Below are 26,658 nucleotides of genomic sequence, written 5' to 3' on the forward strand. Positions count from 1 at the left end.
ACTGTTTTGTTTGATGTGATGACTAATACGTCACCGACCCGCTTCCGCGCTAGAGGAAAGTGGCCCCGCTCTCTCCGCTCCGCGGGGTGAGGGTCTCGTTCTCTTGCGTAATAGTGCCAGCTCAGCATGGTGCAGCCGGTACGAACACCTCGGCGTGGGGATTTGTTTTGTGTACGATCAAAACGCTGTGAGACGGCCCCCGTGCTCCCACCCGACAGCTCCCGCCCCACCCAAGGAAGATCATGAAGTTCACCGACGGCTTCTGGCTCATCCGCGAGGGCGTGCATCTCTCGTACGCCACTGAGGTACGCGATGTACGCCCCGAATCGAAGCGCTTCACCGCCCATGCCGCCGTGAAGAAGGTGACGCGGAGGGGGGACACGCTCAACGCGCCGCTCCTCACGGTCGAGTGCTTCTCACCCGCCGAGGGCGTCATCGGCGTCCGCGTCACCCACCACGCCGGCAAGCGCCGGCCGGGCCCCGACTTCGCGCTCACCGAGGCGGCGGACGGCGCCGGCGAGGTGCGCCAGGAGGGCACCGTCACCGAGCTGACCAGCGGCCCGCTCACCCTCCGTCTGGACCGCGAAGGCCCCTGGGGCCTCACCTTCCACGACGCGGACGGGCGCGAACTGACCCGTGCCGATGCCAAGGGCACCGCCTTCGCCACCACCGGCGACGGCGCCCACCACATGCTGAGCCGCCTCGCCCTCGGTGTCGGCGAGCAGATCTACGGCCTCGGCGAGCGCTTCACCCCGTTCGTCAAGAACGGCCAGGTCGTCGACATGTGGCAGGCCGACGGCGGCACCAGCAGCGAGCAGGCCTACAAGAACGTCCCGTTCTACCTCTCCTCGCGCGGCTACGGCGTCTTCGTCAACCACCCCGGCGCGGTCTCGTTCGAGGTCGGCTCCGAGTCCGTCGGGCAGGTGCAGTTCAGCGTCGAGGACCAGACGCTGGAGTACTACGTCGTCGCCGGGCCCACCCCGAAGGACGTCCTCACCCGCTACACCGCCCTCACCGGCCGCCCCGCCCTGCCGCCGGCCTGGTCCTTCGGCCTGTGGCTCACCACCTCCTTCACCACTTCCTACGACGAGCAGACGGTGACCTCGTTCGTGGACGGCATGGCCGAGCGCGGCATTCCGCTCTCCGTCTTCCACTTCGACTGCTTCTGGATGCGCGAGTACCAGTGGTGCGACTTCGAGTGGGACCCGGACGTCTTCCCGGACCCGGACGGCATGCTCGCCCGGCTCAAGGCCAAGGGGCTCAGGGTCAGCGCCTGGATCAACCCCTACATCGCCCAGAAGTCCCCGCTCTTCGACGAGGCCGCCGCCCTCGGCCACCTGGTGCGCAGGGCGGACGGCGACATCTGGCAGTGGGACCTGTGGCAGGCCGGCATGGGCCTGGTCGACTTCACCAGCCCCGCCGCCCGCGACTGGTACGCGGGCAAGCTGAAGCCGCTGCTCGACCAGGGCGTGGACTGCTTCAAGACCGACTTCGGCGAGCGCATCCCCACCGACGTGGTCTGGCACGACGGCTCCGACCCGGAGCGCATGCACAACTACTACACGCACCTGTTCAACCGCACCGTCTTCGAACTCCTCGAGAAGGAGCGCGGCCAGGGCGAGGCCGTCCTCTTCGCCCGCTCGGCGACCGCGGGCGGCCAGCAGTACCCCGTCCACTGGGGCGGCGACTGCTGGTCGTCCTTCGAGGCGATGGCCGAGTCACTGCGGGGCGGCCTGTCCCTGTCGCTGAGCGGCTTCGGCTTCTGGAGCCACGACATCGGCGGCTTCGAGGGCACACCCGACCCGGCGGTCTTCAAGCGCTGGCTCGCCTTCGGCCTGCTCTCCTCGCACAGCCGGCTGCACGGCTCCTCGTCGTACCGGGTGCCGTGGGAGTTCGGCGAGGAGGCCGTCGACGTCGCCCGCCGCTTCACCCTCCTCAAGCACCGCCTGATGCCCTACCTGTACGGCGTCGCCGCCGAGGCCCACCGCACCGGCGTGCCGATGATGCGGCCGATGGTCCTGGAGTTCCCGCACGACCCGGCGTGCCGTCCGCTGGACCGCCAGTACATGCTCGGCTCCGACGTCCTGGTCGCCCCGGTCTTCACCGAGGACGGCGAGGTCGAGGTCTACCTCCCCGCGGGCACCTGGACCCACCTGCTGACCGGCGAGCGCGTCACCGGCCCGGCCTGGCGCACCGAACGGCACGGCTACGACAGCCTGCCCGTGTACGTCCGCGAGGGCGCCGTCCTGCCGCTGGCCGCGGACGACCAGCGGCCCGACGGCGACTGGCTGGACGCCCCGACCCTGCTGGTCCACCCGTCCGCCGACGCCGAGCACACGGCCGAGGTCACCGTGCCCGACCTGACGGGCACTCCGGCCGCGACCTTCCGCGTGCGGCGCGACGGGGACGTCCTGCGGGTGACCGCGAGCGGCACCGACCGTCCGTTCACGGTCCGGGTCGCGGGCGGCGCGAGCGCGGAGGGCACCGGTGAGGTGACCGTGCCGCTGACCTGACCCCGGCAGCGGCCGGACCACACGGCGAAGCGGCACGCGGGGGCGTGCCGCTTCGCCGTGCGGGGCGTGCCGCTTCGTCGCTCGGGGCGGGGCGCGGGGCGTTCTGCCGGGGTGCGCCTCAGCGCTCCAGCGCGCCGAGCGCCGTCAGCAGCCGGTCCACGTCCTCCGCACTGGTGTACGGCGCGAGGCCCACGCGTACGCCGCCCTCGTCGCCGAGGCCCAGCCGGCGCGCGGCCTCCACGGCGTAGAAGGAACCGGCCGGCGCGTCGACCGCCCGCTCGGCGAGCTGCCGGTAGACGTCGGCCGGGCGCAGGCCCGCCACCGTGAACAGCAGCGTCGGGGTGCGCCGTGCGGCCCGCGAGTACACGGTGATGCCGCCCAGGTCCGCGAGCCCTCGTTCGAGCCGCTCGCGCAGCGCGTCCTCGTGCGCCTCCAGCGCCGCGAAGGAGGCGACCAGCCGGTCCCGGCGCGAGCCCCCGGCCTCCGGGTCGAGCCCCGCCAGGAAGTCCACCGCCGCGCTCGCCCCGGCGAGCAACTCGTAGGGCAGGGTGCCCAGTTCGAACCGCTCGGGCACGGTGTCGGCGGACGGCAGCAGCTTGTCCGGGCGCAGCGACTCCAGCAGCTCGGCCCGGCCGGTCAGCACGCCCAGGTGCGGGCCGAGGAACTTGTACGGCGAGCACACCAGCGTGTCCGCGCCCGTCGCCGCCAGGTCCACCACGGCGTGCGAGGCGTAGTGCACCGCGTCGACGTGGAAGTGCGCCCCGTTCGCGTGCGCGAGGGACGCCAGCGCGGGCATGTCCGGCATGGTCCCGATCAGGTTCGACGCGGCGGTCACCGCGACCAGCCTGGTGCGCGGGCCCAGCACCGCCGCGAGGTGCTCGGGCCGCAGCTCGCCGGTGGCCGGGTCGAAGTCCGCCCACCGCACGTCGGCCCCCGCCGCCTCGGCCGCCTGCACCCAGGGCCGGATGTTCGAGTCGTGGTCGAGCCGGGTGACCACCACCTCGTCGCCCGGCCCCCAGCCCTTGGCCAGGGTCCGCGACAGGTCGTAGGCGAGCTGGGTGGCGCTGCGCCCGAAGACCACCGTCCCCGGCGTGGTGCCGAGGAGGTCGGCGAGCGCGGACCGGGCCCCGTCGACGATCCGGTCCGCGTTGCGCTCGCCCTCGGTGTTGCGCCCCCGGTTGGCGAGCGGGGCGGTCAGCGCCGCCGCGATGGCGTCGATCACCGGCTGCGGGGTCTGCGTACCGCCCGGCGCGTCGAACCGCGCGGTACCGGACTTCAGGGCGGGCACGTGCGCGCGGATCGCGGCGACGTCGAGGGCCATGGGGCAACTCCAGGGTCGTGGGCCAGGCGGACGGGGAGGCGGACGGGGAGGTGGACGGGGAGGCGGACGGTGGTCAGGCGATGCGGTCCTTCGGCCGAGGCGGCAGGTACGTGGCACGGCTGGGCCGCACCCCGAGCCGCACCTGCGACTCCAGCCACATGATCGCAGCACCCGTGGGGTCGACGACAGGGACGAAGGGACCCTCGGCGGCCAGACGTTCCTGGAGGGCCGCCGCCACGCCCAGCATCCCGGTGCAGCCGAGCACGATCACGTCCGCCTCCCGCGCCGCCACCGCGGCCCGGGCCTGCTCGGTCAGCGCGTCGACCAGCCGGTCGCCGGCGTCCAGGTCGAGGACGGGGATGTCGACGACCCGGATCGGTCCGACCCGTTCCGTCAGGGCGTAGCGCCGGACCAGGCCGTGCAGCATCCCCAGCACGTTCGGCAGCACGGTGATCACACCCGTGCGCTCGCCCAGTGCGAGGGAGGTGAGCACGGCGGGCTCGAAACCGCCGACCACCGGGATGTCCACGATCTCCCGGGCCGCCTGCACGCCGGGGTCGCCGAAGCAACTGACGAACACCGCGTCGGCGCCGTCCTCGACGGCCTCACGGACGGCGTCGAGGATGCCCGGGCCGGCGAGGGCCTCGTCGTACTCGGACTCGATGGAGGCGGTGCCGCGCGCGATGCGGCGGACCCCGACCTCCGTGCCGGGCGACACCCAGGCGCCCACCTCGCGGCGGACCTCCTCGGTGAACGCGTCGGTGATGACGGGGAGCACGACCGTGAGCTTCACAGCACCTCCAGGTGGGCGGGCGGAACGGTCGGCCCACCCTGTGCGGACCCGCCGCGGGCCGCAAGGTGCCAGGCGCACAGCCGGGCCGCGACGACCGTGCGGACCGCACCGCCGACGCGCCCGCCCCCGCCCGCGACCGGCGCCCGACTGTGCGGGATGCCCTGCCGGTGCCGCGTACCGGTGCTTGATGCACGGTGACCGGCCGGGGGCGGCGGCCTAGTCTCGGCGCACCGCACCGCACCCGGCGCCCCCGCCCTTCTGGAGTCCCCATGGCGTCCTCTTCAGGACACGACGACCACGCGCTGGCCCGCGTGCCGCAGACGGCCCGGTTCCACTGGTTCTCGGTGGCCACCCAGCGCTTCGGTCAGCTCTCCACCCTGGCCAGCTTCCTCATCGGCGCGACCCTCGGCTTCGGCATGACCTTCTGGAACGCCGTGCTCGCCATCACCCTCGGCGCGGTGATCCTCGAGGTCATGACGGTCTTCACCGGCATCGCCGGCCAGCGCGAAGGGCTTTCCACATCGCTGCTGGCCCGCTGGACCGGGTTCGGCGCGGCCGGCGCCTCCCTCATCGGACTCGCCATCGGCCTCAGCGCCGTCGGCTGGTTCGGCATCCAGAACGCGGTCTCGGCGGACGGCCTGGTGAACCTCGTCGGCGTCCTGCCCTCCTGGGGCTGGGCCCTGGTGGTGGGGCTGCTCATCACCGCGATCGTGGTCCAGGGCGTCGGCTCCATGGCGTGGGCCGCCTACGTGACCGTCCCCGCCTTCCTGCTCATGGCGGGCTGGTCCATCGCCGTCGAACTGTCCCGGCACGACCTGGGCGCGCTGACCTCCGCCCAGCCCGCCGGGCCCCCGCTGTCCCTGCTCCAGGGCACCACCATCGTCGCGGGCGGCTTCATCGTCGGCGCGGTCATCACCCCCGACATGAGCCGCTTCAACCGCAGCGGCAAGGACGTCGTCAAGCAGACGGTCGTCGGCATCACCATCGGCGAGTACGTCATCGGCCTGATCGGCGTGCTCCTCGCACTCGCCCTGCGCACCAACGACGTCATCGCCATCGTCACGTCCACCTCCGGCTTCCTCGGCACACTGATCATCGTGGCCGCCACCATCAAGGTGAACGACTGGAACCTGTACGCCGCCTCCCTCGGCGTCGTCACCTTCGTCGACCAGGCCTTCGGCCGCCGCCTGCACCGGGGCGCCGTCACCGTCGTCGTCGGGGTGCTCGGCTCCCTGCTGGGCGCGGCCGGGGTCCTCGACAACTTCACCGACTTCCTCGACCTGCTGGGCGTCCTCTTCCCGCCGATCGCCGGAATCATGGTCGCCGAGTACTTCGTCGCCCGGACCTGGCGCTCCGGCCTCGACGAGACCCGCGACAGCGGCGAACTCCCCGCCGCGTCGCCCATGTGGGTGCCCGCGGGGCTGATCACCTGGATCGTCGCGGCCGTCGTGGGGAAGTACGTCGACTGGGGCCTGCCGTCCATCAACTCGATCGCCGTCGCCTTCGTGCTCTACCTCGCCGCCGCCCGCCTCGGCCTGGTCCGCGGGGTGGGCACCGCACCGACCCGCCGCGCCGTCCCCGGGACGGCGACCGGCACCCCCGGCGTCCCCGCCGCCTGACCGCGCACGCCACCGGCGTACGCGGCCACCGAAAGAGAAAGGCAGGACAACCCACATGCTCCGACTGGGCATCGACGTGGGCGGCACCAACACCGACGCCGTCCTCATCGACGGCGACCGGGTGCTGGGCGCCGTGAAGGCGTCCACCACGGCCGACGTCACCGGCGGTATCGTCACCGCCCTCGGCGACCTCCGGCAGGCCACCGGCTTCGACCCGGCGGCCGTCCAGGCGGTGATGATCGGCACCACGCACTTCATCAACGCACTGGTGGAGGGCGAGCGCCTGGCGCAGACCGCCGCCATCCGGTTCGGGCTGCCCGCCACCCGCGCCCTGCCCCCGCTGGTCGACTGGCCCGACCGCCTGGTCACCGCGATCGGCGGCCACAGCCATCTGTGCCACGGCGGCCACGAGTACGACGGCAGCCCCATCGCGGACTTCGACGAGGCCGAGTTCCGCGCGGTCCTGGACCGCGCGGTGGCCGCCGGCGCCACCTCCTTCGCGCTGTCCTCCGTCTTCTCCCCGGTCAACGCGGAGTTCGAGACCCGCGCCGCCGAGATCATCGCCGAGCAACTGCCCGGTGCCCCGGTGAGCCTCTCCCACGAGATCGGCCGCATGGGCCTGCTCGGCCGGGAGAACGCCACCGTCGTCAACGCCGCCCTGCGCGGCCTCGCCGACCAGGTCGCCACCGGACTGCTCCGCACGGTCGCGGAGGCGGGCATCAACGCGCCGGTCTTCCTCAGCCAGAACGACGGCACCCTGATGGACGTCGACTACGCCCGCCGCTACCCGGTGGCGACCTTCGCTTCGGGACCGACCAACTCCATGCGCGGCGCCGCGTTCCTGTCCCGGCTGCCGTCCTGCGCCGTCGTCGACATCGGCGGCACCACCAGCGACGTCGGCATCCTCCAGCAGGGCTTCCCGCGCGAGGCGTCCACGGACGTCAACGTGGCCGGCGTGCAGACCAACTTCCGCATGCCCGACGTGCTCTCGATCGGCATCGGCGGCGGCAGCCACGTCGTGCACCAGGCGTCCGGCACCGCCGTCGGCCCCGCCAGCGTCGGCTACCGGCTCGCCCAGGAGGCCCTCGTCTTCGGCGGCACCCGCCTCACCGCCACCGACGTCGCGGTGGCCGGCGGACGCGCCGAGGTGGGGGACGCCTCGCTCGTCGCGCACCTCGACAAGAGCGTGGTGGACGCCGCCCTGCGCGTCGTCGACGACCGGCTCGCCGAGGTCGTCGACCGGATGCGGGCCTCCGCCGAACCGGTGCCCGTGGTCGCCGTCGGCGGCGGCAGCATCCTGGTGCCCGAGGACCTCACGGGCGCGTCCCGCGTGGTGCGCCCCGACCACTTCGCCGTGGCCAACGCCATCGGCGCGGCGATCGCCCAGGTCGGCGGCGAGGTCGACCGGGTCTACTCGGTCGTACCGCAGCAGCGCGACACCGTGCTCGACGAGGCCCGTCAGGAGGCCGTCGACCGAGCGGTGGCCGCCGGTGCCCGGCCGGGCTCCGTCGAGATCGTCGACATCGAGGAAGTACCGCTGGCCTACCTGCCGGGCAACGCCACCCGGATCCGGGTCAAGGCCGTCGGAGAGCTGAGCCTGGGAGGCCCCCGTGCGTGAGATCACCGCCGACCACCTGCCCGACCTCGCCCGCGGGGCCGCCGTGCTCGGCACCGGGGGAGGCGGCGACCCCTTCGTCGGCCGCCTCCTCGCCGAGCAGGCGCTGAAGCGGAACGGTCCCGTCACCCTCCTCGACGTCGACGAGGTCGACGACGGGGCGTTCATCGTCCCGACCGCCTTCATGGGGGCGCCCACGGTGATGCTGGAGAAGCTCCCCTCGGGCGACGAGATCATCGGCGCCATGCGCGCCCTGGAGGAACTCCTGGGCCGCAAGGCCACCCACACCGTCTCCATCGAGGCGGGCGGCCTGAACTCGATGTCGCCGTTCGTCGCCGCCGCCGAGGCGGGCGTCCCGCTGATCGACGCCGACGGCATGGGCCGCGCCTTCCCCGAACTGCAAATGCTGCTGCCCACCCTCGGCGGCGTGCAGGCCTCCCCGATGGCGCTCGCCGACGAACGCGGCAACTCCGTCACCCTGCGCACCGACGGCAACGCCTGGGCGGAACGCCTCGCCCGCGCCGCCACCGTCGAGATGGGGTGCAGCGCGGCGGTCAGCCTGTACGCGCTCACCGGCCGCCAGGCCAAGGACCACCTGGTGCCCGGCACCCTGACCCTGTGCGAACGGGTCGGCCGGGCCATCCGCGAGGCCCGCGAGGGCCACGCGGATCCGGTGGCGGCGGCGTCCGGTGTCCTCGGCGGCCGGACGGTCTTCACCGGGAAGATCGGCGACGTGCAGCGCACCACCACGGGTGGCTTCGCCCGCGGCACGGCCCGGCTCACCGGCCTCGACGCCGATGCCGGGTCCGCGCTGGAGTTGTCCTTCCAGAACGAGAACCTGGTCGCCACCCGCGACGGCGAGGTCGTCGTCAGCGTTCCCGACCTGATCTGCGTCCTCGACACCGACTCCGGCGAACCGGTCACCACCGAGACGCTCCGCTACGGCCTGCGGGTCAGCGTCCTCGGCGTGCCCTGCGACCCGCGCTGGCGCACCCCCGACGGTCTCGCCCTGGCCGGGCCCGGCTACTTCGGGTACGCGCACGAGTACGTGCCGTTCCAGGGCGCCGAAGTGTGATGATCGAAGGGTGACCCGCACGTCCGCCGAGGCCCCCTCGCCCGTGTCTCCCGCGCCGCTGACCGCCGCGCGGGTGCCGGCGCTGGCCGCCGGGGCGATGCTGCTCGGCTCCGGCGGCGGGGGAGAGGTGGCCACCGGCGCGCTGCTGCTGCGTCGCGAGCTGGCCGGGGCACCGGTGCCGCTGCTCCCCGCCGCCGCGCAGGCGCCGGACACCCTCGTGGTGCACGCCGGGCTGGTCGGTGCTCCCGACGTCCTGGCCGAACGGCTCGCCGACCCCGAGGACTTCGCCCACGCCGTACGCACCGCCGCCGAGGTGGCGGGCGGGTCGGCGGGCGCGGTCGGGGTCATCGAGATCGGCGGCCTCAACGCCGTCGTCGCCGCGGTCGCCGCCGCCCGGCTCGGCCTGCCGCTCGTCGACGGCGACCTCATGGGGCGGGCCTTCCCCCGCATCGACCAGACCGTCGCCGCCGTGGCCGGGGTGGACCCGGCGCCGCTCGTCCTGGTCGGCCCCGGCGGGAACACCGTCGTCGTCCGGGAGTGCTCACGCCGCCTGGCCGAACGGCTGCTGCGCGCCAACGTCCTCGCCCTCGGCGGGGCCGCCGCCCTCGCCGTCCACCCCCTGCCCGCCGCCCGGCTCGCGGCGCTCGGGGTGCGCGGCTCCGTCTCCGCCTGCCTCGGACTCGGCGACTGGCTCCTCACCGCGCGGGACGCGGGCGGCACGCCCGAGGGCCTGGCCGACGCCCTCGGCGCCGAGTTGCTCGCGGCCGGCCGCGTCGAGGAGATCGTCCCCCGCCAGGACCTGACCCCCGGCTGGGCGACCCTCACCGACGGACGCACCGGTGCCGTGGTCCGGGTGGACCTCCTGGACGAGTACCTGGCCGTCACGGTCGACGGCGTCACCCGGGCCGCCGCCCCGCAGATCATCGCCGCCGTCGATCCCAGCGGCCGCCGCCCCCTGCGCGCCGACCAGCTCCGCACCGGCGGCCACCTGATCCTGCTCCGCCTCCCACCCCTGCACACCTGGCCGTCCGACGCGGCACCCCTGGTCGGCCCCGCAGCCTTCGGCCTCGACCTGCCCCCGCCCACCGGCCCGCCACCGCACCCCGCCGCCTCCTCAACCCGGATCCCGTCATGACCCCCGCCGACCGGTCGCCCCTCGCCGGCCACCTGCTCCTGCCGCGCGGCCCGTCCCCGCAAGGGCGGCCTTCCGGGGCCGGGTCCTTGGCCGGTCCCCTCCGCCGTCGGTCTGGACGTGGCACCGCCCAGTGGTACGGCCTCGTGTCGCCCGGGTTGGGGCGGCGTTTCGCCGGGGAGTCTGTCGTGACCCCCGCCGAGAGGCTGCGCCCCAGAGGCTGCTTGATCCTGCTCGGGGCCGGGTCCCTGGCCGGTCCTCCTCGTCCTCGACCCCGACCTGGGCTCGCCCGCCGGTCCGGTGCCGCGCCGCAGGGCCTCCTCGCCGTGGGGTCCGTCGTGACCGCCGTCGACCGGTCGCGTCCGGTCGGCCATTTGATCCTGCCGTGCCGCCCGTCCCCGCTCGGCCGGTCACCCGGGGCCGGGTCCTTGGCCGGGCCCCTCGCCGTCGCCCTGGGCGTTGCACCGCCCGGTGGTACGGCGGCGCGCCGCGGTGTCTCCTCGTCCTGGGGGTCGTCGTGACCGCCGTTCCGAGTGTTGCCGATCTGCTGGCCGATCCCCTGCTCGAGGGCGCCCGCACGCTGGCCGGGCACGCCGGGCTGGGGCGGCCCGTGCGGGACGTCACCGCGTACCGGGGCGTCCTCGACCCGGTCGACGGCCACCTGGTGCTCTGCACGGCGGAGGACGCCACGCCCGCCTACCGGCTCGACGCCCTCGTCCGCCGGGCCCAGGAGGCCGGCGCCGCGGCGCTGTGCGTCACCGCCGACGGCACGGCCAGGCCACCGCTGTCCGCCGTACGACTGGCCGACCGGCTCCGGATTCCCGTGCTGTGGGCCGCCACGGACGACCCCTTCCGGCTCGCCCTCGATCTCACCCTGCGGGTCCGCGCCCCCGAGGTGACGCGGGCCCGCACCGTCGAGAACCTGCTCCGCCGGCTCGCCACCCGCACGGAGGGGCCGGAGTTGATCGCCGTGGCCCGGACCGTGCTCGCCGCCGACGTCAGCCTCGTCACCCCGGACGGCGGAGCCATCGTCGGTGACCCGGTCGTGCCGGACGCCCTGCGCCCGCAGCTCGCCGTGCCCCAGCGCACCCCCGGCCTGCTGGCCCACCCCGTGCACGCCGTCCCGCTCGCCGGGCACCTGCCGGGCGGTGCCGCGCCGGTCACCGCCTGGCTGGTGTGGCCCTTCGAACGGGCCGACGAGGACCGTGCCGACACCGTCGCACTGGGCCTCGCCCTGCTCGAACCCTTCGTCCGGTCCTGGCTCGCCGGAGCCCGCACCCGCGCCGACCACGACAGCGCCGTCCGCCGCCGCCTGCTGGCGGAGGTCGTCACCGGCCGGGGCACCGTCAGCCGGGAGGTCGTCGAGCAGGCGGTCGCCCTGGGCTGGCGACTGGAGGACTGGCACGTGGGCCTGGCCGTGCACGCCGAGGAACCGCCGGCGGCCGGCCGCCCCGGCACCGTCCCCGCACCGGTGCTCGCCGCCCTGTCCCGGCACGGCGTCACCGCCCAGGCGGTGGCGGAGGGCGACGGCGACTGGGCCCTGTGGTGCAGCAGCGGCCCGCGGCCCGCCGACGACGAACCCCGGCTCCTGCTCCACCGGGTGCGCCGGGCGCTCGCCGAACTTCCCGCCGACTGGCGGCTGGTGGCCGGCATCGGCAGGCCCCGCCAGGGCCCCGGCGGGCTGGCCGACACCCTGACCGAGGCCCGCAACGCGGTGCGGCTCGCGGCGGCCAGGGACGTCCGGCCGTCCGTCGAACACACCGACGAACTCGGCGTGGGCAGACTGCTGGCCGCCTGGCAGCAGTCCGACATCACCCGCGCCTTCGCCGAGACCGCGCTCGCCCCGCTGCGCGGCCCCGACCACGCCCACCTGCTCACCACCTTGCGGATCTTCCTGGAGCACGGCGGCTCCGCCGCCGCCACCGCCCGCGCCCTCGGCCTGCACCGCAACACCGTCGCCGCCCGGCTGCGCCAGGTCCGCGAACGGCTCGGCGTGCCGCTGGACGACCCCGGCAACCGGCTGGCCCTCCAGATGGCCTGCCGTGCCCTGACCACCCCCTGACCCGCCCGAGCGAGCACCGGCGGACCGTCAGGACCCGGCGGCCTCCGGCTCGGCCTCCGGCGGTCCCTTCTCCCGTCCGCCGGGATGCCGGTGCCGCCACACCCAGAAGACCGTGCAGGACAGCAGCGCCCACCCGCCCAGCACCAGGAACGGGAACGCGTGCTGGTGGCCCTGGAAGTACACCGCGGTGTGCTGGGCGTTGACCGAGGCGCCGGGCGGCAGCCACCGGCCGATCACCCCCAGCGGCGACGGCAGCAGCGGCCAGGACACCGCGCCCCCCGAGGACGGATTGCCGATGATCACCATGAGGCCCCAGGTCGGCAGCATCGCCCAACGGCCGAACATGGTGTTGAACATGGTGAAGACCATGCCGGACACGAACATGGTGAGCGCCAGGATCAGCCACGACTCGGCGAACGGCAGGTCCACCGCGCCCAGCAGCCAGTCCACCGTGGCCGCGATGACGAACCCGCCGAGCAGCGCGTAGACCGCGGTGAACAGGATGCGTTCCACGGGGGTGAGCGCCCGCGCGTGCACGCTCAGCTGGATCGCCCCGACGAAGCCGATGATCACGGCGGCCAGGGAGATGTAGAAGATCGCCAGCCCGCGCGGGTCCCCCTTCTGAAGGGGGTTGACGTCCCGGACGGTGACGTCGACGCCGAGCTTCTTCCCCACGGCCGGCGTCGTCTGCGCGAGCAACTCGGCGACCGACGCGCCGGACGCGCCGGACACGTCGAGGGCGGCGCTCCGCCCGTCGTCGCGCAGTTCGAAGACCGCGAAGACCTCCTGTTGCTCGATCGCCTCGCGGGCCGCGGCGCGGGTCCCGTAGGGATGCACCCGCACCGAGGTGTCCAGCGCCTTCTCCAGGCCGTACAGGAAGGCCCGGCCGCCCGCCTCCTCGTAGGAGCCGACCACGGCCGTGGGGATCAGGCGCGGCGTCGGGTTCGCCATCGAGTAGGTGTACGAGCCCGCGAAGAGCCCCGCCGCGGCCGCGAGGATCAGCACCAGCACGGTGGCCGGCCAGAACGGCGACTGCCGGAACGCGTGCCACCGTCCGTGTGCCGGAGGGCTGCCCTCGGTGTCCTCGCCGGTGTGCGCCATGTCCGGCGGGGTCAGGCGTGGACCAGCGGTGTGTCCACGAGGTGTTCCGCCACGAACCACGCCTGGAGTTCGTTGGTGCGCACGACCTCGGAGACCAGCAGGTCGTTGGTGCCGTCGTCCCCGTACTCCTGGGTGCGCGCCGCCGCGTCGTGGCACTCCGTCAGGATCAGTTCGTGCGCCTCCAGCAGCCGCGAGAGCATCGACGGCACCTCCTCCACCCCGTCCGGCGGGCGCGGCACGGTGGTGATCTCCGCGACGTGCCGGGGGTCGCCGACCGCGACGCCGCCGAGCGTCTGGACGCGTTCGGCGATGGTGTCGATCAGCTCCAGCTGTTCACCGGCGTGCTTGTCCAGCAGCAGGTGCAGCTGGTAGAACGTCGCCCCGCGCATCAGCCAGTGGTACTTCTTGTACAGATCGTGCAGGATCCGGGTGTCCGCCAGGACCTTGTTGAGCCGCTGGCAGGAGTAGAGGCGGGTCTCCATGGTCAGCGCCACGGGGAACTGCTTGACGGTGCCGAACTCCTGGATGGTCCGGCCCTTCTGGTGCAGCCAGGGCTGGCTGCCGTCCGACCGGTGCTCCGCGGACGACGAGGGCTTCGGCTTCGGGGAACTCACGCCTGGACTCCTTCCGGAGAGGACTGAAGGGTGGGCCGCCGCGGTACCGCCGGCCCCGGTCCCCCCGCGACAGTCGACCAGCCGTACGCCCGCCCCGCAAACGGTGGGGGTTGTCCGGGCCATCGCTCGCCATTTAGGGTCGGCTCAGTCTGAAAGCGCTTTCTGTCGCTCTCGCTTCGTATCCATCACCGTTCGTCGACGGACGCGTGCGACCGCGCCGCCGTCCGAGGAGGACCGCATGGCTCCACGTCCCGTCCGCCGCCGGGTCGCCGTGGTCGGTACCGGTGCCATCGTCACCGGCAGTCACCTGCCCGCCCTCGCCGCGCACGCCGACCGCGTCGAACTGGTCGCCGCCGTCGACGTGGACCCGGCGCGGCTCGACGCCTTCCGCGCGCAGGCGCCCGGCGACGTCGCCGGACACACCTCGACGGGCGCCATGCTGGACGCCGTACGCCCCGACCTGGTGCTGGTCGGCACACCGCCGTCGCTGCACCGGGAGCAGACGGTGGCTGCGCTCGAGGCGGGTGCCTGGGTGCTGTGCGAGAAGCCGCTGTGCCTCTCCCTCGCCGAGTACGACGACATCGCGGCGGCCGAGAAGGGGTCCGGGGCGTACGCGTCCGTGATCTTCCAGCACCGGTACGGCTCCGGCGCCGCGCACGCCCGCGCACTGATCGCGAACGGCGAACTGGGCGCGCCGCTGGTCGCGCACTGCCAGACGACCTGGCACCGCGACGCCGCCTACTACGCGGTGCCCTGGCGCGGACGCTGGACCACCGAGGGCGGCGGCCCGACCATGGGCCACGGCATCCACCAGTACGACCTGCTGCTCCATCTGCTCGGCCCCTGGGCGGAGATACGGGCCATGGCGGCGCGGCTGGTGCACGACACCGAGGGCGAGGACGTCTCCACCGCCCTGGTGCGCTTCGAGAGCGGCGCCCTCGCCACCGTCGTCAACAGCGTGCTCTCCCCGCACGAGAGGAGCCGGATACGCGTCGACTGCGCCGACGCGACGGTCGAGTTGACGCACCTGTACGGGCATCGCAACGACGACTGGACCTACACCCCCGCCCCGCACGTCGCGCCCGAACGCGCCGCCGCCTGGAGTGCCCCCGGCGCCGACGTGCCCAGCTCCCACGCGGCGCAACTCGGGGCCGTACTGGACGCGTGGGACGCCGGGGTCCGCCCGCCCGGCAGCGGTCCGGAGGCCCGCGCCACGCTGGAGTTCGCCGCGGCGCTGTACAAGGCGGCGTTCACCGGACGGCCGGTGCGCGCGGGCGAGATCACCCCCGGTGACCCCTTCCACTCCGCGATGCACGGCGACCACCCCGACTGGGCCCCCGCGGAGCGCGCGTAACGCACCAAAGTCGATATGTTCACAGCGAGTTGGGCCGCCATAGGTGTGAACGGGTGGTGGAGATGCGCATCATCTTGACATGAACCTGCGGCCCAAAGGGTGGGTCGCATCCTCGTGGAGGTGTGGGAATGCACCGCAGACTCGCCACCGGACTCACCGCCGCGGCCCTGGCCGTGACCACCGTCGTAGCCACCGCGGCGGCCGCCGACGCCGCCCCCGCCGACAAGCCCCAGGTCCTCGCGAGCTGGACGCAGACCAGCGCGTCCAGCTACAACGCCTGGAACGCCGCACGGGCGAACAAGTCCGCCTGGTCCGCCTACGGTTTCGACTGGACCACCGACTACTGCTCCACCTCGCCGGACAACCCGTTCGGTTTCCCCTTCAGCACCTCCTGCGCACGGCACGACTTCGGCTACCGCAACTACAAGGACGCGGGCACCTTCAGCGCCAACAAGTCCCGCCTCGACAGCGCCTTCTACGAGGACCTCAAGCGGGTCTGCGCCGGTTACGGCGGTGCCACCAAGACGGCCTGCAACAGCACGGCCTGGACGTACTACCAGGCCGTGAAGGTGTTCGGCTGACGAACCCGGGCAGGCGCCGCCGCCGCCAGTGCGGCCGCCGCACTGGCGATGCCCAGGACGGCGCCCGCGGCGACGTCTCCGGGATAGTGCACGCCGGTGTGGACCCGGGAGTAGCCCACGGCGCCCGCCAGCGCGCCGAGCGGCACGGCGGCCTCGGGCAGGACGACGCCGACGGCCGTGGCGAACGCGACCGCCGCGGCCGTGTGCCCCGACGGGAACGACGCCGACGCGGGTATGGGTACATGGCGGTCCACCGTCACCCGCGCGGCCTCCCGGTCCGGTCGCGCCCGGTGCACCAGACGCTTGCCCAGCAGGTTCGCCGAAGCCGACGCGACGGCGACCGCCCCCACGCCGACCAGGGCCGCGCGCCGCGCCCGCGCACCGCTCAGGGCGAGGACGGCGGCGATCCCGAGCGAGACCTTCGAATGGTCCGCGGCATGGGACAGGCGCCGCAGCGCCCGGTCGAGCGCGGGCGTGGACGTGGCGGCGACGGCCGCGTACAACGCGCCGTCCACGGCCCGCAGATCCCCGAGCACGGCCGCGAGGGCCCGCTTCGGCGCGGACTCCGGACCGGCCGGCGGCCCGAGCGGGCCCGGGGTGCCGCGGTCGGCGTGGGTCGGTTCGGTCATGGGCTCCTGCTCCGCGGGAGAGGGGACCCGCACCATCCTGGTCGTCCCCGCACCCGGCGGCGCGCGGGCGGCGCCCGTCCGGGGGTCCGTCCGGTGGGCGTGGCCAAGGAGCGGGGCCCGGCCGGGGGGTGTCGCCATGGAGCGGCGGGGCCCATCCGGGGCGGGTGCGGCCCGTACCGGCCAGGTGCGGCAGGGAGCGAGCAGGGTGCGGTTCGGACCGGGCAGTGTGTGGCCCGGACCGGGCGGGGTGCGGTCCGGGCCGGCCGGGGCCACGTACCAGTGGGCCGTCGGCCGCTCCTCACGGAGGTGGCCGGCGGCCCGGTGGCGAGGCGGTGGGGTCAGTCCGTGGTCTTGAAGCCCCGCAGCCGCAGACTGTTGCCGACGACGAAGACGGACGAGAAGGCCATGGCCGCCCCGGCGATCATCGGGTTGAGCAGCCCCGCGGCGGCGAGCGGCAGGGCGGCGACGTTGTAGGCGAAGGCCCAGAACAGGTTGGACTTGATGGTGCCGAGGGTCCGGCGGGCCAGCCGGATGGCGTCGGCGGCGACCCGCAGGTCCCCGCGGACGAGGGTGAGGTCGCCCGCCTCGATGGCGGCGTCGGTGCCGGTGCCCATGGCGAGTCCCAGGTCCGCCTGGGCCAGCGCGGCGGCGTCGTTGACCCCGTCGCCGACCATCGCCACCGAACGCCCCTCGCCCTGGAGGCGCTTGACGACGGCGACCTTGTCCTCGGGCATGACCTCGGCGACGACGTGCTCGGCGTCGATGCCGACCTCGCGGGCGACGGAGGCGGCCACCGCCTCGTTGTCCCCGGTCAGCAGCACCGGCGTCAGGCCCAGGGCGCGCAGCCGGGTGATCGCCTCGGGGCTGGTCTCCTTGACCGCGTCGGCGACCTCCAGGACCGCCCGGGCCTCGCCGTCCCAGGCCACGGCGATCGCGGTGCGGCCGTCCCGCTCCGCCTCGGCCTTGGTCCGGGCCAGGCCGGCGGGCAGTTCCATGGCCCACTCGGCGAGCAGCTGCTCGCGGCCCACCAGGACCGCGTGGCCCTCGACGACACCCTGGACGCCGAGCCCCGGCACGTTGGCGAAGTCCTCCGGGGCGGGCAGGGTGCCGACCCGTTCGGCGGCGCCGGCGGCCACCGCCCGGGCGATCGGGTGCTCCGAGGCGTGCTCCAACGCCCCGGCCAGCCGCAGCACTTCGGCCTCCCCGGTGCCTTCCGCGGTGTGCACGGCGAGCAGCGTCATACGTCCGGTGGTGACGGTGCCGGTCTTGTCCAGGACGATGGTGTCGACCTTGCGGGTGGACTCCAGGACCTCGGGACCCTTGATGAGGATGCCGAGCTGGGCGCCGCGCCCGGTGCCGACCATCAGCGCGGTCGGGGTGGCAAGACCCAGTGCGCAGGGGCAGGCGATGATCAGGACGGCGACGGCGGCCGTGAACGCGGCGGCCGGCCCGGAGCCGTTGCCGATCCAGAAGCCGAGGGTGGCCAGCGCGAGCGCGATCACGACGGGGACGAAGATGCCGGAGATCCGGTCGGCGAGCCGCTGGGCGGCCGCCTTGCCGTTCTGCGCGTCCTCCACCAGCTTCGCCATCCGGGCCAGCTGGGTGTCGGCGCCGACCCGGGTCGCCTCGACCACGAGCCGGCCGCCCGCGTTCACGGTCGCTCCGGTGACCCCGTCGCCCACGCCGACCTCGACCGGCACGGACTCGCCGGTGAGCATCGACGCGTCGACGGCCGACGTGCCCTCGACGACCGTGCCGTCGGTGGCGATCTTCTCGCCGGGGCGCACCAGGAAGCGGTCCCCGGCCTTCAGGTCCCCGACCGGGATCTGCTCCTCACGGCCCGCCCTGACCACGGTGACGTCCTTGGCGCCCAGCTCCAGCAGGGCCTTCAGCGCGGCACCGGCCTTGCGCTTGGAACGGGCCTCGAAGTAGCGCCCGGCGAGGATGAACGCGGTCACCCCGGCCGCGGCCTCCAGATAGATGTTCCCGGAGCCGTCGCCGCGGGCGATGGTCAGCTCGAAGGGGTGGGTCATGCCGGGGGTGCCCGCGGTGCCGAGGAACAGTGCCCACAGCGACCACAGGAAGGCCGCCGACGTGCCGACCGAGATCAGGGTGTCCATGGTGGCCGCGCCGTGCCGGGCGTTGGTGACCGCGGCCTTGTGGAAGGGCCAGGCCGCGTACGTCACCACGGGCGCCGCCAGGGTCAGCGACAGCCACTGCCAGTACTCGAACTGCAACGCCGGCACCATCGCCATCGCGATGACGGGGACCGCCAGCACCACGGCCGTCACCAGCCGCTGCCTCAGCGGCAGCAGCGCGTCGGCGGGCTCGGCGCCCTCCGCGCCGCTCACGGGCTCGGCACGGACCGGCTCCGGTTCGCGGGCCGTGTACCCGGTGGCCTCGACCGTGGCGATCAGCTCCTGGACGGACACGGCACCGGCATGGCTGACCTTCGCCTTCTCCGTCGCGTAGTTGACGGTGGCGGTGACGCCCTCCATCCGGTTGAGCTTCTTCTCGATCCGGGCGGCGCACGAGGCACAGGTCATGCCGCCGATGGCGAGTTCCACCTCGGCTGGTGCGCTGGTCGTACTGGTGGTCATGACTGCTCCTGACGCGGGGTCGTCGGCCGGGACCCGGCGGCGCGGGTCCCGGCGGTGCGGCGGGGGAGTGCGGGCCGGTCAGGCGCGGCCGGTCAGCTCGTAGCCGGCCTCGTCGACCACCGCGGCGATCGCGGCGTCGTCCGGCTCGGCAGCGGTGACCGTGACGCGGCCGGTGTCCAGCTCGACGTCGACACCGGTCACACCGTCCAGCTCGCCGATCACCCGGGTGAGCGTCGCGCTGCAATGACCGCAGCTCATGCCGGACACCGCGTAGGCGGTGGTGACGGGGGAGGCGGCGGGAGTGGTGACGTTCGAGGGCATGACGTTCCTCCGGAGATCGTGCGGCCAATACGGGGCGGGGGTATCCGTCCCAGCGATTCCATGTATACCCCTGGGGGGTATCGAACGCAAGCGTCTCCCTCGCTTGACTAGGTACCCCCCAGGGGTATGGTGAAGTGCATGGAGAGGTCTCCGCGTGAGCCGGAGACCCGCAATCCGAGGAGACGACCGCCATGCACACCGGACTGAGGATCACCGCCTTCGCGGCCGCCCTGGCCGCGACCTTCGGCACCGCCTACGGCGTCGGCACGGGAGTGGACCCGATCGTCGCGGACAGCGCGCCCGCGCCCCACGAGGAGCACGGCGAGCGGGACGACCCGCGCCTTCCGAGCGACCCGGGCGATCCGAGTGGCCCGAGCGACCCGGGCAGGCCGTCGCCGCGGCCGGAAGAAGGCGGCGGCCACGGGGGACACGAGAGCACCCCGGTCGGCGGCCTGCGGATCTCCGAGGGCGGCTACACCCTCGACCTCGCCACCCCGCGCGTCACCGCCGGTCAGCGCACCGAACTGCGCTTCATGGTCCGGGACGCGAGCGGGGACGCCGTGACCGCGTACCGGCGCGAGCACGAGAAGGAACTCCACCTCGTCCTGGCCTCACGCGACCTGGTCACCTACCGCCACCTGCACCCCACCCGTGCCGCCGACGGCACCTGGAGCACCCCCGTCGACCTGCCCGCGGCGGGCGGCTACCGCGTCTTCGCCGACTTCACCCCGGCCGCCGAGGGCGCCGAGAACCTCACCCTCGGCGCGGACCTGGCCGCCTCCGGCCGATACGAGCCCGCACGGCTCCCGGCCCCGGACGGCACCGCCCGGACCGACGGCTACCAGGTCGAACTCGACGGTTCCCTGCGCCCCGGCAAGGCGAGCGAGCTGAGGCTGAAGGTGTCCCGCGACGGCGAGCCCGTGGGCGACCTCCAGCCCTACCTCGGCGCCTACGGCCACCTCGTCGCCCTGCGCGCCGGCGACCTCGCCTACCTCCACGTCCACCCGAACGGCGAACCCGGCGACGGCGCCACCGAGCCCGGCCCGGAGATCTCGTTCACGGCCACCGCGCCCAGTGCCGGCGCCTACCGCCTCTTCCTGGACTTCCGGCACCGGGGCGAGGTCCACACCGCGGCGTTCACCGTGCGCGCCGGATCGACGCCGGGCGCCACGGAATCCGCCCCGGCCGCGACGCCGGAACACGCCGACGGCCACGGACACTGACCGGCACCACGGCCGGGGCCGGCCGGTGCCCACCTCCGCGGACCCTCAGGCCGTAACGACCCGGACCCCCGCCCCCGCGGACCCTCAGGCCGTGACGACCCGGACCCCCGCCTCCTCGAACCCGCGCACCAGTTCCGGGTCGGCCGCGCCGTCCGTCACCAGCGTGTCCACCGACCCGGTCGCGCAGATCCGGGCGAAGGCCCGCCGCCCCAGCTTGCTGGAGTCGGCGGCGACGACCACCCGCTCGGCCCGCTCGCACAGCAGCCGGTTGATCGCGGCCTCCGCCTCGTCGTGGGCCGCGGCACCGTGCACGACGTCGAAGGCGACGACGCCCAGGACCGCCACGTCGAGGGTCACCTGGCCCAGCACCCCGTCCGCGAGCGGCCCGATCAGCTCGTACGACTGCGCCCGCGCCACACCGCCGGTCACCACGATCTTGAACTGGGGCCGGACGGCAAGCTCGTTGGCGATGTTGAGCGCGTTGGTGACCACGGTCAGCGCGGGGGTGCCGGAGGCCAGGTCGGTGCGCACGGCCAGGGCGCGCGCCACTTCCGTGGTGGTCGTCCCCCCGGTCAGCCCCACCGCCTCGCCGGGCGCCACCAGCGCGGCGACCGCCTGCGCGACGCGCTGCTTCTCCGAGGCACGGCGGGCGGTCTTGTAGCGCAACGGCAGTTCGTACGACACCCCGTGGACGACCGCGCCCCCGCGCGTGCGCACCAGCATCTGCTGCTCGGCCAGCCGGTCGAAGTCACGGCGGATCGTCGCGGCCGAGACCTCCAGCTCGGTCGCCGCCTCCTCGACGTCCAGCCGGCCGCGCTCGACGAGCAGCTCCAGCAGCGCCTTCCAGCGGGCGTCGCGCGACATCCGCGCCTCCGTTCCTCGACCCCCGCCGACCCTAGCGCACCGCACTCTTCCGCTGATTGCTTGATAGTGCTCGAAAGATCGCTATACCTTGCAGGAACAATCAGTCCGGGGACGGGGAGTGTGCGACATGACGTATGTCGAGGACGAGCTCAACAGCCAGCCCGATTGCTGGACGCGCGCCGCGGCCGAGGCGGCGCGCCACACGGCGGCGCTGCCGGCGGCGGGGGAGCGGGTGGCGATCGTCGGCTGCGGCACCTCGTACTTCATGGCGCAGTCGGCGGCGGCGCTGCGCGAGGACGCGGGCCAGGGCGAGACGGACGCGTTCGCCGCCTCCGAGTTCCCGCGGGGACGGACGTACGACCGGGTGGTGGCCCTCACCCGCTCCGGCACGACCACCGAAGTGCTGACGCTGCTCACGCAGTTGAAGGGCCGCACCCGCACCGTCGCGCTCACCGCCGACCCCCGGACGCCGGTCATGACCGCCGCCGACGACGTCGTCGTCCTCGACTTCGCCGACGAACGGTCCGTCGTCCAGACGCGGTTCGCGACCACCGCCCTCACCGTGCTCCGCGCCCACCTGGGCCTGCACACCGAGGCCGTCGTCGCCGACGCCCGCGCCGCGCTCGCCGGCGAGCTGCCCGAAGGGCTCGTCGAACGCACCCAGTTCACCTTCCTCGGCCGGGGCTGGACCGTCGGACTGGCCAACGAGGCCGGACTCAAGATGCGCGAGGCGTCCCTGTCCTGGACCGAGGCGTACCCGGCGATGGAGTACCGGCACGGCCCCATCAGCATCAGCACCGCGGGCACCGCGACCTGGATGTTCGGCGAGGCGCCCGAGGGACTGGCGGACCAGGTGCGCGACACCGGCGCGCTGTGGGTGCCCGGTGAGCTGGACCCGCTCGCCGAACTGGTGCGCGCCCAGCGGCTCGCCGTCGCCGTCGCCGCGGTCCGCGGCCTCGACCCGGACCGCCCGCGCCACCTGACCCGCTCGGTCGTCCTCGCCCCCTGACGCCCGCCCCGACGCAGGGAAGGAACAGACCCCGTGCCCCTCGCCACCACCGGCGACCTGATCGGCCGTGCCGCGGCCGAGCGCACCGCCGTCGCCGCCTTCAACGTCATCACCCTGGAGCATGTCGAGGCCGTCGTCGCGGGCGCCGAGTCGGCGCGCGGACCCGTCCTCCTCCAGGTCAGCGAGAACGCCGTGAAGTACCGCTACGGCCGCCTGCTGCCCCTGGCCCGCGCGGCCGTCGCCGCCGCCGAGGCCGCCGCCGTCCCCGTCGCCCTGCACCTCGACCACGTGCAGAGCGACAGCCTGCTGCGCCAGGCCGCGGACGCCGGGTTCAGCTCCGTGATGTACGACGCCGCCCGGCTGCCGTACGCCGAGAACCTCGCCGCGACCCGGGCCGCCGCCGACTGGGCGCACTCCCAAGGGATGTGGCTCGAGGCCGAGTTGGGGGAGGTCGGCGGCAAGGACGGGGCGCCGCCGCTCGACGCCCACGCCCCCGGTGCCCGCACCGACCCCGCCGAGGCGCGGGCCTTCGTCGCCGACTCCGGCGTGGACGCCCTGGCCGTCGCGGTCGGCAGCTCCCACGCCATGACCACCCGCACCGCGGCCCTCGACCACGACCTGCTGAGGGAACTGTCCGGCGCCCTGGACGTCCCCCTCGTCCTGCACGGCTCCTCCGGCGTCCCGGACGGGGAACTCGCCGCGGCCGTGGCGGGCGGCATCGCCAAGGTCAACGTCGGCACCGCCCTCAACATCGCCATGACCGGAGCCATCAGGGAGCACCAAGCCGCCCGTCCCGAGGCGGTCGACTCGCGCGGCTACCTCACCGCAGGGCGGCAAGCCATGGTCCGGACGGTGGCGACGCTCATCCGGGTGATCGCCCCCACCGCGCCCGCTCCCCGTCCTCCGGCTACTCCCTGACCGCCTTCAGGACCACGAACTTCCGGTCGCCCGCGACCAGCTCGCTGTTGCCGAACAGGCGCCGCAGCTTGACGTGGTAGCCCAGGTGCCGGTTGCCGACCACCCACAGTTCGCCGCCCGGGCGCAGCACCCGCCGCGCCCCGGTGAACATCCGCCACGCCGTGGCGTCGGTCGTCGCCTGGTGGGAGTGGAACGGCGGGTTGTTGAGCACCAGGTCGACGCTGCCGTCCGGCACGCCGGCCAGCCCGTCGCCGACCCGGAACTCCGCCTGACCCGCGACCTCGTTGGCCCGGTACGTCGCTTCGGCCGAGGCCACCGCCTGGAACGACTCGTCGGTGAACAGCACCTCGGCGTCGGGATCGGCCAGCGCCACCGCCGTACCGACCACACCGTTCCCGCAGCCCAGGTCCACCACCCGCCGGAAGCCCCCGGGCTCCGGCAGGTGCCGCAGGAGGAAGCGGGTGCCGATGTCGAGCCGGTCGGCGCAGAAGACCCCGGCGTGGTTGACGACGGGCCGGCCGGACAGGAGCGGTCCGACGTCGTCGGGGAGCCGGTACCCGAGCGGCCACGGGTTGGCGGGCGGCTTCAGCGCGGGGTCGGGTTCGGCGAAGATCAGCCGGGCCTTCTTCACGGCCAGTGAGGTCCGGGTCGGGCCGACGATCCGCTCGAACAGCCGGAGCGTCGAGGTGTGGATCTCCTTCACCATCCCGGTGCCGACCACGACCGTGCCCTCGTGCAGCGCGGGCGCCAGCCGCAGCAGCTGGTCCTCCAGCAGCGCCAGGCTCTTCGGCACCCGCACCAGCAGCACGTCGACGCGGTCCGGCGGCGGATCCTGCGTGGTGAGCAGGCGCACCGAACCCGGCTCGACGCCGCTGCGCCCCAGATTGGCGCGCGTCGCCTCCCGCGCCAGGTGGGAGTCGGTGATCTGCACCGGCCGGTGCGCCGCCAGCGCCGTCACCAGCGCTCCCCAGCGGTCGCCGACGACCACGACCGTGCCGTCCAGCGGGACCTCCCGCTCCGCGAGGTGCCCCAGCAGGTACTCGTCGGACGCGTCCCAGGCGCGGAGCCGGTCCCGCGGGTCCTCGGGGTAGCGGGACAGCACGTGTGAGCCCCAGGGCGTCGTCATACGGTCGCCACGATCACCGCCGTCGTTCCCGCCGCGACCGTGCGTGCCGCCGTCATGCGTTGCGCCGTCATGCGTGCTGCCGTCATGCGTGCTGCCGTGGCGCATGCTGCGGTGGTGCCTGTTGCCGTGGTGCGCGCCGCGGTCGTGCGTGCCGGGGTCCTGCGTGTTGCCGTCGTTCATCGTGTGCCCAGGCTAGCCGAGCCGCAGCTCAGCACCGGTCGCGCCCGGGAGGCGGGGCGCGGAGGCAGGATGGGGACATGGACGCCGAGCTGTTCCCCAGAACCCGCGCCGAGACCGCGCCCGGCGCCGTCCACGTGCCGGACTGGCTGGCCCCGGGACGGCAGCGCGAGCTGCTGGACGCCTGCCGCGCGTGGGCCCGCCCACCGGCCGGACTCCGCACGGTGCGCACCCCCGGCGGCGGCACCATGACCGCCCGGCAGGTCTGCCTCGGCCGCCACTGGTACCCGTACGGCTACGCCCCCACCGCCGTCGACGGCGACGGGGCCCCGGTCAAGGCCTTCCCGGACTGGCTCGACGACCTCGCCCGCCGCGCGGTGGCCGACGCGCTGGGCGCCGAAGCGGTGGCACGGGAGCCGTACGACATCGCGCTGATCAACTTCTACGACGCCGACGCCCGCATGGGCATGCACCGCGACGCGGACGAGCGCTCCGGGGCCCCCGTGGTCTCCCTGAGCCTCGGCGACACCTGCGTCTTCCGCTTCGGCAACCCCGAGACCCGCACCCGCCCCTACACCGACACCGAGCTGCGCAGCGGTGACCTGTTCGTCTTCGGCGGCCCCTCCCGGCTCGCGTACCACGGGGTGCCGAGGGTGCACCCGGGCACCGCGCCGCCCGAGTTGGGACTCGCCGGGCGGCTGAACATCACGCTCCGGGTCAGCGGCCTCTAGGCACCCCGCCCGGACGGATCATGGGAGACTCCCCCTCATGAGCGGCAAGGCGGACCCCCGGGCGGCGGGGGAAGGGACCACCTCGAGGACGCGGCTGGACCGGGGGCGCGGTGCGCTCGGGCCCGCGTTGGAGCTCGTGCACACCGGACGCGCCCCCACCAGGGCCGTCCTCACCGCGGAACTGGGCGTGACCCGGGCCACGGCCGGGGCGGTCGCCGCCGAGCTGGAGGCGCTCGGCCTGATCCGGGTGGACGCCAGGCCCGGCGCGGCGGCCGGATCCCAGGGCCGCCCCTCGCACCGTCTCTCGGTCGCCGAGGACGGGCCCGTCGTCCTCGCCGCCCAGATCCACGCCGACGGATTCCGCGCCGCCCTGGTCGGTCTGGGCGGCCGGATCGTCGCCACCGCGCCCGGCTGCGAGGTCGTCGACGCGGACCCGGCGAAGGTGCTGGGCTCGGTCGTCGAGGCGGGCGCGGAACTCCTGCGGGAGACCGGGCGGCGCTGCGTCGGCGCCGGACTGGCGGTGCCGTCGGCCGTCGCGGAACCGGAGGGCCTGGCGCTGAACCCGCTGCACCTGGCCTGGCCGGCCGGCGCGCCCGTGCGGGAGATCTTCGCGCGGCAGGTGCGCGCCGCGGGGATCGAGGGCCCCGCCTTCACCGGCAACGACGTCAACCTCGCCGCCCTCGCGGAGCACCGCCACGGTGCCGGCCGCGGCGCCCGCGACCTGCTGTGCGTGGCCACCGGCCACCGCGGTGTCGGCGGTGCGCTGGTCCTCGACGGCCGTCTGCACACCGGCAGTTCGGGGCTCGCGCTGGAGGTCGGACACCTCACCGTCAACCCCGAGGGCCGCCCCTGCCACTGCGGCAGCCGCGGCTGCCTGGACGTGGAGACCGACCCGCTGGCCTTCCTCACGGCGGCCGGCCGCGCACCGGGACCCGAGGTGTCCCTGCTCCAGCAGTCCTACGACCTGATCCGCGAGCACTATGCCGACCCGGACGTCCGTGCCGCCACCGAGACCCTCATCGACCGCCTGGGCCTGGGTCTCGCGGGGCTGGTGAACATCCTCAACCCGGACCGCATCATCCTCGGCGGACTGCACCGGGCGCTCCTCGACGCCGACCCTGAGCGGCTGCGCGCGGTCGTCGCCGGGCGCAGCCTGTGGGGCCAGAGCGGCGGGGTGCCGATCCTGCCCTGCGGCCTCGACCACAACAGCCTGGTGGGCGCGGCCGAACTGGCCTGGCAGCCGGTCCTGGACGACCCGCTGGGCGGCGTGCCCGCGTAGG

At 74.3% G+C, this 26,658-nt stretch carries 22 protein-coding genes; 13 read left to right on the forward strand and 9 right to left on the reverse strand.

From position 1 onward, the window contains the following. The first annotated feature begins 242 nt into the window (after positions 1-242). Positions 243-2,513: an alpha-xylosidase gene (yicI, locus tag B9W62_RS34200; RefSeq protein WP_087810787.1), complete on the forward strand. Its 2,271-nt coding sequence runs from the start codon at positions 243-245 to the stop codon at positions 2,511-2,513. Positions 2,514-2,631: 118 nt separating this feature from the next. Here yicI and B9W62_RS34205 read toward each other — a convergent pair whose 3' ends face one another. Further along, positions 2,632-3,834, reverse strand: coding sequence for a cysteine desulfurase-like protein (locus B9W62_RS34205; protein ID WP_087810788.1), 1,203 nt, complete (start codon positions 3,832-3,834; stop codon positions 2,632-2,634). 73 nt (positions 3,835-3,907) lie between these two features. Beyond that, positions 3,908-4,627, reverse strand: a complete 720-nt coding sequence (locus B9W62_RS34210; protein WP_087810789.1) for an aspartate/glutamate racemase family protein — start codon at positions 4,625-4,627, stop codon at positions 3,908-3,910. A gap of 269 nt (positions 4,628-4,896) precedes the next feature. Here B9W62_RS34210 and B9W62_RS34215 point away from each other — a divergent pair, with 269 nt between their 5' ends. The 5 genes from B9W62_RS34215 (at position 4,897) to B9W62_RS40365 (ending at position 12,130) form a co-directional block, all read left to right on the forward strand. Next, positions 4,897-6,246, forward strand: a complete 1,350-nt coding sequence (locus B9W62_RS34215) for a purine-cytosine permease family protein (RefSeq protein ID WP_087810790.1) — start codon at positions 4,897-4,899, stop codon at positions 6,244-6,246. 55 nt (positions 6,247-6,301) lie between these two features. Then, complete coding sequence (locus tag B9W62_RS34220) at positions 6,302-7,864, forward strand: hydantoinase/oxoprolinase N-terminal domain-containing protein (RefSeq protein WP_087810791.1); 1,563 nt, start codon at positions 6,302-6,304, stop codon at positions 7,862-7,864. Continuing rightward, a complete protein-coding gene (locus B9W62_RS34225) occupies positions 7,857-8,936 on the forward strand; it encodes a DUF917 domain-containing protein (protein ID WP_087810792.1) in 1,080 nt (359 codons plus the stop codon). Before B9W62_RS34220 ends, B9W62_RS34225 begins: the two co-directional genes overlap by 8 nt. A gap of 10 nt (positions 8,937-8,946) precedes the next feature. Beyond that, positions 8,947-10,071, forward strand: a complete 1,125-nt coding sequence (locus B9W62_RS34230; RefSeq protein ID WP_087810793.1) for a DUF917 domain-containing protein — start codon at positions 8,947-8,949, stop codon at positions 10,069-10,071. A gap of 514 nt (positions 10,072-10,585) precedes the next feature. Then, positions 10,586-12,130, forward strand: coding sequence for a helix-turn-helix domain-containing protein (locus B9W62_RS40365; protein WP_179235806.1), 1,545 nt, complete (start codon positions 10,586-10,588; stop codon positions 12,128-12,130). Between the two features lie 27 nt (positions 12,131-12,157). Here B9W62_RS40365 and B9W62_RS34245 read toward each other — a convergent pair whose 3' ends face one another. Next, positions 12,158-13,231: an ABC-2 transporter permease gene (locus B9W62_RS34245; protein ID WP_087810794.1), complete on the reverse strand. Its 1,074-nt coding sequence runs from the start codon at positions 13,229-13,231 to the stop codon at positions 12,158-12,160. A gap of 11 nt (positions 13,232-13,242) precedes the next feature. After that, complete coding sequence (locus tag B9W62_RS34250; RefSeq protein WP_087810795.1) at positions 13,243-13,845, reverse strand: Dps family protein; 603 nt, start codon at positions 13,843-13,845, stop codon at positions 13,243-13,245. 238 nt (positions 13,846-14,083) lie between these two features. Between B9W62_RS34250 and B9W62_RS34255 the strand changes: the two genes are divergently transcribed. Then, complete coding sequence (locus B9W62_RS34255) at positions 14,084-15,199, forward strand: Gfo/Idh/MocA family protein (RefSeq protein WP_107424230.1); 1,116 nt, start codon at positions 14,084-14,086, stop codon at positions 15,197-15,199. A gap of 128 nt (positions 15,200-15,327) precedes the next feature. Beyond that, complete coding sequence (locus B9W62_RS34260; RefSeq protein ID WP_087810796.1) at positions 15,328-15,780, forward strand: phospholipase; 453 nt, start codon at positions 15,328-15,330, stop codon at positions 15,778-15,780. Here the strand turns inward: B9W62_RS34260 and B9W62_RS34265 are convergent. The 3 genes from B9W62_RS34265 to B9W62_RS34275 all read right to left on the reverse strand — a co-directional run bounded on the left by B9W62_RS34265 (position 15,753) and on the right by B9W62_RS34275 (position 19,330). Then, entirely contained in the window at positions 15,753-16,409 is a 657-nt protein-coding gene (locus B9W62_RS34265; protein ID WP_179235807.1) for a phosphatase PAP2 family protein, read from the reverse strand. The two genes, B9W62_RS34260 and B9W62_RS34265, sit on opposite strands and share 28 nt — an antisense overlap. A gap of 338 nt (positions 16,410-16,747) precedes the next feature. After that, entirely contained in the window at positions 16,748-19,009 is a 2,262-nt protein-coding gene (locus tag B9W62_RS34270; protein WP_087810798.1) for a heavy metal translocating P-type ATPase, read from the reverse strand. 78 nt (positions 19,010-19,087) lie between these two features. After that, the gene (locus B9W62_RS34275) at positions 19,088-19,330 is read right to left on the reverse strand and encodes a heavy-metal-associated domain-containing protein (protein ID WP_087810799.1); all 243 of its coding nucleotides are present in this window, start codon (positions 19,328-19,330) and stop codon (positions 19,088-19,090) included. Between the two features lie 191 nt (positions 19,331-19,521). Between B9W62_RS34275 and B9W62_RS34280 the strand changes: the two genes are divergently transcribed. Then, entirely contained in the window at positions 19,522-20,553 is a 1,032-nt protein-coding gene (locus B9W62_RS34280; protein ID WP_087810800.1) for a hypothetical protein, read from the forward strand. Positions 20,554-20,637: 84 nt separating this feature from the next. On the opposite strand, the gene B9W62_RS34285 is transcribed toward B9W62_RS34280, so the two are convergent. Further along, a complete protein-coding gene (locus B9W62_RS34285) occupies positions 20,638-21,417 on the reverse strand; it encodes a DeoR/GlpR family DNA-binding transcription regulator (RefSeq protein WP_087810801.1) in 780 nt (259 codons plus the stop codon). A gap of 127 nt (positions 21,418-21,544) precedes the next feature. On the opposite strand from B9W62_RS34285, the gene B9W62_RS34290 reads away from it, so the two are divergent. Both B9W62_RS34290 and B9W62_RS34295 read left to right on the forward strand, forming a co-directional pair. Beyond that, the gene (locus tag B9W62_RS34290; protein WP_087810802.1) at positions 21,545-22,426 is read left to right on the forward strand and encodes an SIS domain-containing protein; all 882 of its coding nucleotides are present in this window, start codon (positions 21,545-21,547) and stop codon (positions 22,424-22,426) included. A gap of 33 nt (positions 22,427-22,459) precedes the next feature. Further along, positions 22,460-23,344: a class II fructose-bisphosphate aldolase gene (locus tag B9W62_RS34295; RefSeq protein ID WP_087810803.1), complete on the forward strand. Its 885-nt coding sequence runs from the start codon at positions 22,460-22,462 to the stop codon at positions 23,342-23,344. Here the strand turns inward: B9W62_RS34295 and B9W62_RS34300 are convergent. Then, a complete protein-coding gene (locus tag B9W62_RS34300; RefSeq protein ID WP_179235808.1) occupies positions 23,334-24,470 on the reverse strand; it encodes a methyltransferase in 1,137 nt (378 codons plus the stop codon). The genes B9W62_RS34295 and B9W62_RS34300 overlap by 11 nt on opposite strands. Before the next feature lie 257 nt (positions 24,471-24,727). Here B9W62_RS34300 and B9W62_RS34305 point away from each other — a divergent pair, with 257 nt between their 5' ends. Continuing rightward, a complete protein-coding gene (locus B9W62_RS34305) occupies positions 24,728-25,378 on the forward strand; it encodes an alpha-ketoglutarate-dependent dioxygenase AlkB family protein (protein WP_087810804.1) in 651 nt (216 codons plus the stop codon). A gap of 37 nt (positions 25,379-25,415) precedes the next feature. Further along, the gene (locus B9W62_RS34310) at positions 25,416-26,657 is read left to right on the forward strand and encodes an ROK family protein (protein WP_087810805.1); all 1,242 of its coding nucleotides are present in this window, start codon (positions 25,416-25,418) and stop codon (positions 26,655-26,657) included. The last annotated feature ends 1 nt before the right edge of the window (position 26,658 follow it).

This window comes from Streptomyces sp. CS113, assembly GCF_002188365.1.
Lineage (GTDB): Bacteria > Actinomycetota > Actinomycetes > Streptomycetales > Streptomycetaceae > Streptomyces > Streptomyces tendae.